This is a genomic window from Chryseobacterium sp. FR048 (assembly GCF_056844665.1).
Genome location: NZ_JBXDSE010000005.1, coordinates 421279 through 433804, shown reverse-complemented (window position 1 = coordinate 433804; position 12526 = coordinate 421279). Strand labels below are relative to the sequence as shown.

Annotated in this window: 9 protein-coding genes; 3 read left to right on the top strand and 6 right to left on the bottom strand. The window is 38.2% G+C overall.

Annotated features, from left to right (window positions below; translation table 11 throughout):
* Positions 1–127: 127 nt before the first annotated feature.
* The 6 genes from AC106K_RS16675 to AC106K_RS16650 all read right to left on the bottom strand — a co-directional run bounded on the left by AC106K_RS16675 (position 128) and on the right by AC106K_RS16650 (position 8286).
* Entirely contained in the window at positions 128–1405 is a 1278-nt protein-coding gene (locus AC106K_RS16675) for a DUF6080 domain-containing protein (RefSeq protein WP_482446594.1), read from the bottom strand.
* A gap of 81 nt (positions 1406–1486) precedes the next feature.
* Positions 1487–2344, bottom strand: a complete 858-nt coding sequence (locus tag AC106K_RS16670) for a T9SS type A sorting domain-containing protein (RefSeq protein ID WP_482446593.1) — start codon at positions 2342–2344, stop codon at positions 1487–1489.
* Positions 2345–2425: 81 nt separating this feature from the next.
* A complete protein-coding gene (locus tag AC106K_RS16665) occupies positions 2426–3967 on the bottom strand; it encodes a protein adenylyltransferase SelO (protein ID WP_482446592.1) in 1542 nt (513 codons plus the stop codon).
* 75 nt (positions 3968–4042) lie between these two features.
* On the bottom strand, positions 4043–6418 hold the full coding sequence (locus AC106K_RS16660; protein WP_482446591.1) for a transglycosylase domain-containing protein: 2376 nt from the start codon (positions 6416–6418) through the stop codon (positions 4043–4045).
* Positions 6387–6884, bottom strand: a complete 498-nt coding sequence (locus AC106K_RS16655) for a gliding motility lipoprotein GldH (protein WP_482446590.1) — start codon at positions 6882–6884, stop codon at positions 6387–6389. Before AC106K_RS16655 ends, AC106K_RS16660 begins: the two co-directional genes overlap by 32 nt.
* Entirely contained in the window at positions 6877–8286 is a 1410-nt protein-coding gene (locus AC106K_RS16650) for a PSP1 domain-containing protein (protein WP_482446589.1), read from the bottom strand. The genes AC106K_RS16655 and AC106K_RS16650 overlap by 8 nt, the downstream gene beginning before the upstream one ends.
* A gap of 482 nt (positions 8287–8768) precedes the next feature.
* On the opposite strand from AC106K_RS16650, the gene AC106K_RS16645 reads away from it, so the two are divergent.
* The 3 genes from AC106K_RS16645 (at position 8769) to AC106K_RS16635 (ending at position 12490) form a co-directional block, all read left to right on the top strand.
* Positions 8769–10007, top strand: coding sequence for an OmpP1/FadL family transporter (locus tag AC106K_RS16645; RefSeq protein WP_482446588.1), 1239 nt, complete (start codon positions 8769–8771; stop codon positions 10005–10007).
* Positions 10008–10017: 10 nt separating this feature from the next.
* Positions 10018–11466 (top strand): G-D-S-L family lipolytic protein, encoded by a 1449-nt coding sequence (locus AC106K_RS16640; RefSeq protein ID WP_482446587.1) that lies wholly within the window; start codon positions 10018–10020, stop codon positions 11464–11466.
* Positions 11467–11551: 85 nt separating this feature from the next.
* Positions 11552–12490, top strand: a complete 939-nt coding sequence (locus tag AC106K_RS16635; protein WP_047098691.1) for a ribose-phosphate pyrophosphokinase — start codon at positions 11552–11554, stop codon at positions 12488–12490.
* Positions 12491–12526: the final 36 nt, after the last annotated feature.

The following is a 12526-nucleotide window of genomic DNA, read 5'->3' as shown; positions in this document are numbered from 1 at the left end:
TTTAAAGACTACCTTTGAATTACTTAACACACAGCAAATTAATCAATTTGCAAATATTAGGAAAGCAAAAGCTTTCCTTTTTTTATGCTCAAAAAAAAGACTGCCTCACTTTTGAGACAGCCTCTTTTTATTGATAATATTTCTCCAAAAACCAGAAGAATTCTTTCATCCTAAGCAGATTGTTGCATAGAAGATAAAATAACAAAATTCCCACAATGAACATCAGGATAAACAGTGCTCTGGGAGATGATCTGTAGGCGTAAAACAGCCATCCTATCAACAACGGATACACGAAAACAAAGTGCCCGCCGTAGATGTATGACGTGTGAAGTCCAAACCTCATCAAGCAATGGATAATGATGTCAATAAAAAAAGAAATCATAAGAATCTGAACCCATTTATTTTTGAAATTTTTATAATAACTCCAACTTATCAATAGCAATAATATGGCTATGAAAATATAAGAAAACACAGACGAATACAATTCCATATAGATTCCTTTGAAATCAACCCCTTTCATATTATGCTTATCAGAAATGATAAAGCTGGGGAAAAGGATATTGCCACCAAAGAAGAAAGAAGCAATCATGTCCCATGTGGGCATAGATTCTACATTAGAGAACTTTTCATACTGCTGGTTGGTCTTAGAAAAGATGGCCTGATATTTAAAGTCAATTCTGTTCAGATAGAGAAGTACATATACGATAGCGGCTAATATTACTCTGAAAGCGGCATTTCCCAATTTTTTCCAGCTTCTGAAGATGTTTTTTTCAAAAAGTATGGGAATAAAAACTTTTACAAAATTAGTAATGGTAAGCCCTCCAATGGTAATGCCTGCGAGCGTTAAAGCCGAAGCAGGTATTTTATCTTCATTCTTAATTTTTATGGCTGCATAATAATTGTAAATACTTAGGAAAAATAAGGTATAAGTAAAGTTTTCCGGTGTAAAAGACAGGATGATATTGGTGGAAAACAACCCAAAAAAGAGCACAATGAAAAGGCTGAACTCGATTGGGAGTCTGATGATGTTTTTTAAATATTTAAATATTTGTACAATATTCAAAGTAATCACAAGATTGCTCAGCCATGCCAAGGTAAGTCTGAAGGTTGTATCCATTTTTCCTCCCGAGATGAGTAACGAAATTTCTCTGATCCCGTTAAAAAAATAATAGGAGAGTGGGTGTCTTTCAAAACTTCCGCCGCTCATGATGATCGATTTATTATCAAAGCTGAAGTAAGCGTCCCATGGAATTCTGCTGTCGAATATGATTCTGTAGTGGCATGCGATATAAGATCCCAATATTCCGTAGCAGGTAATGAAAAATAGAAAAACTGCCAGCTCGCTATAGGATGAAGGAAAAACTAATTTTAAAAAATTAGTGAATTTTGTTTTGATAAAAGACACGGGTCATATTTTTTGCAAAAGTAAAAATAAAAAGCTCACCATATCTGGCGAGCCTGGAAGATTATTTTAATTAAAATTTACTTATTCTTTTATTATTTGTCTTGTAGATGAAGTTCCGTCTGTGAAAATAACCTGTACCAAATAATTTCCTTTTGGTAGAGAGGAAATATTAGTTTTTTCACTGTTGGCCTGCAATAGTGATTTTCCTGCCATATCAAAAACGGTTGAAGATTTTATTTTCTTATCTGTCCTGATGCTTATTTCTGCTTTGGCAGGGTTTGGATAGATTTCCAAAGATATTTTTTTTGAGGTGGTCTCATGGGTTCCTAATGTAGCACTTCCAAGAACCTCTACATCATCAATAGAAACAGCGTCTGCGTCTGTTGCTGAGTATTGGAATCTTATTTTGACATTGGCCTGGCCAATATAAGCTGATAAATCTTTTTGTACAGATACAACATTGTAAAAGTCCGTATTTGGATTTCCATCATTGTCGTCTGTGAAACCTGGCTCTGTATCTTCAGTCCATAATGTATTCCATACTGTTCCTCCATCGGTTGAAATTTGTGCAAGAAGATTTCCTTTGTTTAAACCTATCATGTATGACCATCCAACGATCACTTTGAATTTTAATAGAGGAGATGTAGTACCTGCCAAACTGAATGCCGGGCTTACAAGGTTTGCAACATTGCTGGCAGAGGCGTAATCTATTGCAGCTGATTTTGTTCCGCCAATGGAATAGGTAGTGATGGCAGCGTTACCACTTGATGGAAATGTTGAAAGAACATTTGATGGTCCCCAGGGATTGGTGCTGAGCGTTGCTGATCTTGTCCAATTTGATGGAGGAAATGTAGCTCCGTTAAAATCTTCAGACAATAAAGTCTGTGCATAACTGTAAAAACCTGCTAATAAAGCTGGAAATAATAGAATTCTTTTCATTGTGATATTTTTTACTAATTTAATAAAAAATACAACATGTTGATGGATATTTAATAAAATAGTAAGATTATATCGAATCTGTTATGAACTGCAAGAAAGTGTTGAGCATCCGGCAATGTCGTCATAACCCGGTGGTCTTTTAGCAGAAAACTCAGGGAAGAGCTCTTCGTAAGGGCTTTCCAGAGCTTTGGTTAATTTATTCAGCATTTCTCTCTTACCATTGCTGATCTCTTCGATACATTCATACAATAAATAATTTCTGAGTATGAATTTGGGGTTTGCTTTTCTCATCATAGCCAATGACTCTTCCTTTGATATAGTGTTAGAGTCTATCCGGGATTCGTAATGACCAATGAAGTTTTTCAGTTTACGAAGTTTTTCCTCGTTCAGTAAAGTATAAGAAGTGATACCGAATAGTTCTTTCAGATCATCACCAGGTCTTAATTTTTCCAACTGATTGAAAAATAAAGTGTGATCAAGCTGCAATTCCTGCATTAAGCCCTGCCAGTTGGTAAAAAATTCCTCATCATCTTTTCGCAGTTCATCAAAACCAAATTTTCTGCACAGCATGGCATCGTGAGCTTCCCAGAAATAATTTCCGTAGCGGTTCAATGTGTCTTCCAGGAACTTTTCATCTTTAATGAGCGCGTGAAGAGCATTGGCAAGCTGCCAAAGGTTCCATTGGGAAATCTGTCCCTGTTTTCCAAACGCATATCTTCTTCCGGGAAGATCGGTGGTATTGGGGGTAAAGTTCAGATCGTATTCATCCATCATAGAGTAGGGGCCATAATCAATGCTGAGTCCCAGGATAGACATGTTGTCTGTGTTCATAACACCATGCACAAAACCTACTCTGAACCATTCTACCATAAGATCTGCGGTTCGTGTACATATATTCTCAAAAAAGTCCTTGTACTTCTGGGCTCCGGATGATGTGATTTCCGGAAAGTAATTTTCAATTGTAAAATCGGCAAGATCCTGTAATGTTTTGTATTCCCCTTGGGCAGACATCAGTTCAAAATGTCCAAAGCGGAGAAAACTGGCTGCTGTTCTTATGACAACGGCTCCCTTTTCAAATTGCGGATTTCCGTTATACATGATGTCACGGACTACATCTTCTCCTGTAAATGCCAAACTGAGAGCCCGGGTTGTAGGAACTCCCAAATGATACATGGCTTCACTCATCAGGTATTCTCTTACCGAAGATCTCAATACCGCTCTTCCGTCTGCATGTCTGGAATAAGGAGTCGCACCGGAACCCTTCCATTGAATTTCCGTTCTCTTTCCCTGTTCATTGATGATTTCTCCCGCCAGAATAGCTCTTCCGTCTCCAAGCTGTCCTGCCCAGTTGCCAAATTGATGTCCAGCATAAGCCGTAGCATAGGTTTGAATGTTTTCCGGAAGGTTATTTCCTACCAGAAAATCCAGGTCTTTCTCTTCAAATGTACCAAGGCCTATTTCCTCTGAAAGAACCTCATTAAAGGCAATCATTTCAGGTTTGTCAAAGCCGGCGGGTTTAGTGGTGGCAAATAAAACCTTGGGGGTGTTTCTCTGCATAGGATTATCTGAAAAATCCCCCGGAAATTTCTTGATGAAAGGTTGTCTGATGCGTTCGATATTCATCCTTCAAAGGTATTAATTATAAAAGAAAAGACCTTTCAAATTATTGAAAGGTCTTGTGTATTTCTAAAAGAGAAATTATTTATTGAAATCTACTTCATCATTAGAATGAAGGTTTTCATTGATATTGTCCTCTTTCTTTTCTGTAGGTTTCTTCGGTGTAGGATCTACAGGTCTTGGGTTTTTGATTTCGTCAATCGTTTGAAGGCTTCCATCATCTCCATAACCTCCGCCGAGACCTTTTAGGTTCGAGCAGCCGTCTTTCCAGTCTGAAGGTTTGATAAACTTATCATCAGGAGTAACTCCTAAACTCTTGTCTGCCCATACTTTTTTCATAAAGATAGCCCATATCGGAAGTGCCATTTTCGCTCCCTGACCTTCTCCTGTTCCAAAGAAGTGGGTGGCTCTGTCTTCCCATCCTACCCAGGCTCCTGTTGCCAGTTTTGGAGTGATTCCCATAAACCAACCGTCTGAGTTGTTCTGTGTAGTACCTGTTTTCGCAGCAATTTCAACAGCTTTTGAGATTCCTCTTCTTCCTAACTCTCCTGATGCAGTACCATATTGTGCAACACCTTTCATTAGCTCGATCATGGTGTAGGCGTACATAGGATTCATTACTTCTTTAGGCTCTACGTTTATTTCTTTAATTACCCTACCGTTGGCATCTTCAATTCTCCAGATCATTTCCGGTTTGTTGTAGTTTCCATAGTTGGCAAAAGTACTGTAGGCACCAAGCATTTCATAAATTGTAATATCTGATGATCCTAGTGCAATGGTATTGTTTCTTGGAATATCTTCCGTTACTCCTAGATCTCTTGCTGTCTGAATTACGGCATCTACTCCTGTCATTTCAATAAGCCTTGCTGCAACCGGGTTTTGAGAGTGTGCCAATGCGTCTTTCAATGTAAGCATTCCGCCTCTTCCCGGTACGTGCCATCCGTTATGATCGTAAGTTCCGTTAGAAACAGTTGAACAAGGAGTCATACCTAGTTTCATAATAGCCGTCGCATATACGAAAGGTTTGAAGGTAGATCCTACCTGTCTTTTCCCTTGCTTGATGTGGTCATACTGGAAGTGTTGCCAGTCGATACCTCCTACCCATGCTTTGATCTCTCCGGTTCCCGGAACCATAGACATAAGGCCTGCCTGTGCAATCTGTTTGTGGTATCTGATAGAATCCCATGGAGACATTTCTACCTCTTCTTCGCCAGCCCATGTGAATCGTGAAGTTTTGATAGGCTTTTTGAATTCCATCATGATAGAATCTTCAGGCATTCCATCTGCTTTCAACAGTTTATAGCGGCCAGTTCTTTTCATGGCTTGAACCATTACGTCTTTGATTTGTTTATCATTAAGATAGTAGAAAGGTCTGTTTTTTCTGCCTCTTTGCTCAGCATCAAATCTTTTCTGAAGATCCGTTAAATGTTCCTTGATTGATTCTTCTGCATACTTCTGCATTTTAGAATCAAGGGTCACATATATCTTTAAACCATCTTTATAAAGGTTCAGCTTTTTACCGGTTTCTTTTTCATTCGCTTCAAGATACTTATCAATCTCTTTTCTCAGATAGAATTTATAATAAGCCGAATATCCGTCAGTAATACTTTTAATAGGGTGGAAGTCTACTTCAATAGGAGTACTGATTGCCTTTTGATAGGTTTCTTCATTGATGTATCCTGTTTTCTGCATCTGATCCAATACAACATTTCTTCTTTCCTTTGCTTTCTCAGGATACCTGTAAGGATTGTTTTTTCTTGGATTCTCAAGCATTGCCACAAATGTAGCGGCTTCAGGAAGCGTAAGTTCCGAAGTTTTTTTATTGAAATAAACTCTGGAAGCCATTTCTATCCCGTTAGCATTGAAAAGGAAGTCGAATTTGTTGAAATACAGGGTAATAATCTCTTCTTTGGTATATCTCTTTTCAAGACTTACTGCTACTACCCATTCTTTCAGTTTCTGGAACCCTCTTTCGAACTTGTTCTGTGAAGCATTACCGGTAAAAAGAAGTTTTGCCAGCTGTTGGGTAATGGTAGAACCACCACCACGTCCGCCACCATAAGCTACAGCTCTGGCCACAGATTGAAGATCAATTCCTGAATGTTCCTTGAAGCGTTCATCTTCTTTAGCCTGAAGGGCATAGATCAGATAAGGAGGAAGGTCCTTATAAACAATAGGCTGTGTTTTTTCTTTTTCAAACTTACCTAAAACGACTCCATCTGATGAAATGATCTCAGAAGCGACGAAGATATTTGGGTTTTCAAGTTCTTTTACATCCGGCATTTCCCCAAGGAATCCTTGAGAAACCGCAAAGAAAAGTCCTGAGATTCCCAAAACTACCGCAATGAGTCCTATCCAGATAAACGAGACCCATTTTTTCCAGGAGTTGTTTTTCTTTTTGGGAGGGAGAGGGAACGTTTTTCCCTTATTTCCCGTGTTTTTTTTGTTCTGTTCCATTATTGATGGTTTCGTTTTCTATTTTTACCCCAATATCCTCTATTCCAGGAAGGTTGTCATTTCTCATCGCCTGAGTAAGGGCGATTTCATATTTTCCTTTTTCCGGGAATGTGTAATTTAACTTATACTGAAACAATGTTTCCTTCGTGTCACCAAAACCTGTACCAAGCCATTCTCCGTTTGGTTTTGCCAATACATAGTTCAGGGTATCGGTTTCCTTTTTTTTGTTTTGAAGGTTGGTGAAATTCACAATAAACCTTATGTTGCTATAAGGATAATTGTTATTGTTTCTTACGACAAATATAATATTTTTAGGATTCTGCGGATCTGAAATTTCAAGATTAAATTTTTGCTCACTTTTCATATTCCATTTGTTATCAACGGAATTCATGATAACTTCTTCGCCTGAGGAAGAGTTACAGCTAAAGAAAAGGATAAGGGAAAATAATCCTAAAATTTTACGCATCTTTATCTTTTTTTGGAGGGTATTTCTTTTTAAATTTCTTCTTGTTCGGATTGCTCTGTGGCTTTTTCTCAGCATCAGAAGCCTCTACTTTTTCTACAGGTCCTTTTTGTTGAGGATGCTGTTTCTGTTGTTTTGGCTGGTTTCCGGAAGGAGTATGATTGTTTGGGGTGTCCGGCTTTTCAGATCTGGCTGGTCTTTCTTGTCTTTCCGGCCTGTTTCTTTTTTGTCCTTGTCCTCCCTGTCCCTGTCCTTGATGCTGTTGACTGTTGTTTTGTTTGTTCTGATTGTTGGTTCTGTTCTTGTTCCCTCTGTTTTTCTTTTCAAAACGATCTACATTGTTTTCCTGAATCAGGTCAATACTTTGAGAAGGAGTGTCAGGTTGTTTCAGATCTTCTAAAGGAAGTGTTTTTTCACCTCTTTTATTTTTTGAGATCAGCTTTTTGACAAGATCAATGTCGAAATCATACCAGGCAATAGAGTGGTCTACATAGGCAAACCACATTTTCTTTTTGAAAACGTCTATTTTGATACAGAATGCTTTTCCTTTTTCTGTTTCCAGAGTAGTTGAAGAAGAAGGGAAGTTGCTGAGTGCATCCAGGTAGCTGTCAAGTTCATAGTTCAAGCAGCATTTAAGCTTACCACACTGTCCTGCAAGTTTTTGAGGATTAATACTCAGCTGTTGGTATCTTGCCACGTTTGTATTTACAGATCTGAAGTCTGTTAACCATGTAGAGCAGCAAAGCTCACGTCCACAAGATCCTATTCCGCCTACTTTTGCAGCTTCCTGTCTGAATCCGATCTGTTTCATATCGATTTTCGTACGGAATGCGCCAGCGTAATCTTTAATCAACTGTCTGAAATCCACACGGTTGTCGGCGGTGTAATAAAATGTGATCTTTGAAGAATCACCCTGATATTCTACATCTGTGACTTTCATTTCAAGGCCTAATCTTTGGGCGATCTTTCTCGCTTCAAGCTTTACGCCGTCTTCTTTTTTTCTTACGTCCTGCCATACCTCAAGGTCTTTTTGGTTGGCTTGTCTGTATATTTTGAGTGCCAATTCTTCAGAAAACTTTTTCTTTTTCATCTGAATCTTTACTAATTCTCCCGTAAGGCTTACTACGCCTACATCGTGTCCCGGACTAGATTCTACTGTGACTACACTACCTATATGTAAAGGAATATTATTTACATTCTTATAAAACGATTTTCTGTCATTTTTAAATCTAACTTCTACAAAATCACACCTGTTTGGCGTTGGATTGTTGATGTTAGAAAGCCAGTCAAAAACACTTAATTTATAACTATTCCCGCAGGTATTTACATTTTCACAGCCATTTGCAGTTTTTTTAGGACCGCAAGAATGTGCAGAATCGCCGGATGTTTTACATCCACAACTCATATTTACTATTATTTATAATCTTGCAAATTTATGTATTTTTATTCTTATGCGATTCTAAAATACTCAAATAACCTGAATTCCGGCCAAAACATTTTAATATTAAAGCTGATCAGATGCTTAAGGGCGTGTTTTGTAGGTTGTTGTAGCAAAAAATCTTTTTGAAAATAGGGTGTGTTTTAAAGAGTCTTATGAAACCGTTTGCTATACATTAACATTTTGTTAGACTTTAAATCATTTTTCTGTTGTCGGCGTCTTTTTTATCCACGACTGTTTAATTGTTAAACGATTGTTTAATGTTAAACGATGTAATTCTTATAATTTTGAATAATATTTAAAACTTTAAAAACGATGTATTTAAGGAATCTTTTATTTAAAGTGTTATTTTAAACATAATTTTCTTTTGGTATATTGTTTAAAATATTGGGAAATATTAACAGACGTATTCAAAATAATTTTATATTTGGATTATATAATAATAGTCTATGAAAAAAATATTAGTATCAACTGCTTTATTGGCAGGCGTTCTATCTTACGCTGGAGGCTTCAGGGTTTCTCTGCAAGGGGTAAAACAATTGGCAATGGCGCATACTAGTGCTCATGCCGAAGATGCGAGTGTGACATTTTTTAACCCGGCGGGTATGTCATTTATCCCTTCCAAGCTGAGTGTAGTGGCAGGAGGATTTGGTGCAGGTAATAAAGTTACTTTTCAAAACTTAAATACTTTGCAGAGTACAGAGACGGATAATCCTATCGGAACTCCTATCTATGCAGCGATTACTTATAAACCTATAGAAAAACTTTCAATCGGGTTCAGTTTCTCTACGCCATTCGGAAGTACAATCAAATGGCCAGACAATTGGGAAGGTAGAGAAATGGTGCAGAAACTGGAGCTGAAGAGTTATTACTTCCAGCCGATGGTTTCTGTGAAACTTGCAGATTGGGTATCTTTCGGGGCAAGCTATATCTATGCAAGAGGAAAAGTAGATTGGGATAAGGCTGTTACGCAATTCAACGGGCAGGTTAATATTAATGATGAAAAAGCAAGCGGACACGGATATGGGTTTGGTTTCTATTTCAGACCTGATCCTAAATTGGATGTGAGCATTGCTTACCGTTCAGCGGTTGACATGAAAGCTAAGAATGGAACAGCAACATTCAAATTCCCTACACAGTCACCTTATTCTTTATTAAAACTCAATGCAGCCGGACAGGATGGGTTCACGGCAACTCTTCCACTGGTTGAGGAATATACCATTGGTCTAACCTATAAAATTACTCCGAAATGGTTAGTTTCTGCAGACTTTAATTACCATGGATGGGAAAGATACAGTAAACTTACTCTAGACTTTGATAATGCTCCGATCGGAAATAATCCTTCAGATCCTACCGTTCTTACCAATCCTAAAAACTTTAAAAACTCCAAAACATTCAGATTAGGAACTCAATATGCATTTTCTAATATGATTTACGGACGTTTAGGAGCATATTATGACGAAGCTCCTTATACAACCAACAACTTTATTCCGGAAACACCATCCTTTGATACTTATGTAGTGACAGGTGGGGTTGGATTTAAGTTAAAACAATTTGGAATTGATATAGCAGGAGGATATGCAATGCCTAAGTATAGAGATGTAAACAATGCTAATCTTGGTTTCTATGGGCAATCTAAGGCAACAGCGTTCTATTTTGGTCTAGGTTTATCCTATAACCCTTTTTAATTGAAAGACTATGAAAAAAATTATAATGTCAACAATCGCAGTATCTGCAGTTCTTTTTACTCTAACCAGTTGTAAAACAGATTTTGATACTGACGTAAAAGATATTCCGGTAACGAAAGGAGAAGCAGACTTTTCAAGATATATTTCTTTAGGAAACTCATTAACGGCAGGCTATAGAGACGGAGCTCTTTACAGCAGCGGACAAAGTGAATCTTATCCTAGCATGATTGCCGGACAGATGCAGTTAGCAGGTGGAGGAGCTTTTAAACAGCCTATGATGCCTAACGATGTAGGTGGATTTATCGGAATACCTGGCTTTTCCGGAAAGCTGACTCTTCAGATGGTTAACGGATCACCAACTCCTGTAGAAAGTCCGGCAGCTGCAACACTGGACATTATCGCTGCAGGCGGACCATACCAAAATATGGGCGTTCCGGGAGCAAGAGTAGCGCATTTACTAGCTGATGGATATGGAAGCCCTGCAGGATTGAACCCTGCGGCTCCTACTGCAAACCCATATTTTGTAAGATTTGCATCATCTGCAACGACATCCGTAGTAAAAGATGCGTTGAAGCAGGATCCTACATTTATTTCTTTATGGATTGGAAATAATGATGTCCTATTATATGCAACTTCCGGAGGAGCAGATCCAAATGCACCTATCACTCCGGTAGACGGAGCTGTTGGAGTTGGATTTACGAATACCTATGCTTATTTGGTAGATCAGTTATTCCCGGCAGGAACAAAAAGAAAAGGAATTATTGCCAATATTCCGACAGTTACCAATGTACCTTACTTTACAAGAGTACCTGCGATGCCACTTACAGGGTTAACGGATGCTCAGGTGACACAGCTGAATGGAGGATACGCTCAATATAACGCAGGATTGCTTCAGGCTAAAACATTGGGAGCAATCAATGATGCAGAATATCAGAAAAGACTTATCAAGTTTACTGCTGGAGCTGTAGCTAATGGGGCAGTGATTGTAGATAAGGATCTTGCAACAGTTCCTGGTCTTCCAAAATACAGACAGACTACAAGTAAAGATCTGATTCTTTTACCGGCGAGCAAAGTCCTTACTCCACAAGCCGGAGGAGGAACTTCAGTTCCTTTAGATGATAAATATGTATTAACTGAAGCAGAAACGGCAAAAGTATTGGCAGCAACTACTTCTTATAATGCCGCTATTAAAAAAGCAGCCACAGATAAAAATCTTGCATTTGTAGATATGGATGCGAAGATGAAGGAATTAAATTCTCAGTCCGGAATTATCTGGGATGGGGTAAAGTATACTGCTGCATTTGTTACCGGAGGAGCTTTCTCACTTGATGGGGTACACCTTACAGGTAGAGGATATGGTATTGTAGCCAATGAATTTATTAAGACAATAAATGCCAGATATGGCTCTACATTACCACAGGTAAATCCTAATAAATATTCAGGAGTTACATTCCCATAATAATTGATAAAATAAAAACTTAGAAACCACAGGAGTAATTCTTGTGGTTTTTTTTTAAATTTGCAAAATCTTTTAAAAAGTAAAAATGGCCGATCAGTTAAGTTATCTATTTTGTACAAGAACCAGCAGGGACTTGGCAGAGAAAATTGCCCAGAGTTATGGGAAAGAATTAGGAAAAATCAACTTTCAGGAGTTCAGCGACGGGGAATTTGAGCCTGTATTGGACGAATCTGTAAGAGGAGGAAGAGTTTTCCTAATCGGATCTACATTCCCTCCTGCAGACAATCTTTTAGAGCTTCTTCTAATGATTGATGCAGCGAAAAGAGCTTCTGCAAAGAGCATTACCGTTGTAATTCCTTACTTCGGACTTGCCAGACAGGACAGAAAAGACAAACCAAGAGCGCCGATCGGTGCTAAGTTAGTTGCTAACCTTCTTACAGCAGCAGGAGCAACAAGAGTGATGACAATGGATCTTCACGCAGATCAGATTCAGGGGTTCTTCGAAATTCCGGTAGATCACCTTTATGCATCTACGATCTTTGTGGATTATATCAAATCTCTAAACCTTGACAACCTTACCATTGCTTCTCCTGATATGGGAGGTGCAAAAAGAGCGAAAAACTACGCAGGTCACCTAGGTGCAGAAGTAGTAATTGCTTATAAGGAAAGAAAAAAAGCAAACGTTGTAGAAGAAATGTTCCTTATCGGTGATGTTACAGGTAAAAATGTAATCCTTATTGATGATATGATTGATACTGCAGGAACACTTTGCAAAGCTGCAGACATCCTGATTGAAAAGGGCGCAAAAACAGTAAGAGCAATGGCTACTCACGGAGTGCTTTCAGGAAAGGCGTACGAGAATATTGAGAACTCAAAAATTCTGGAAGTTATTGTAACTGACTCAATTCCTGTTAAAAATAATTTGTCATCTAAAATAAAAGTGCTATCTTGCGCCCCGTTATTTGCAGACGTTATGACGATGGTTCATGAGCATAAATCAATCAGTAGCAAATTTGTTATTTAATTGATTTTAAATAGTTTGCAAATCAAATTAAGAACA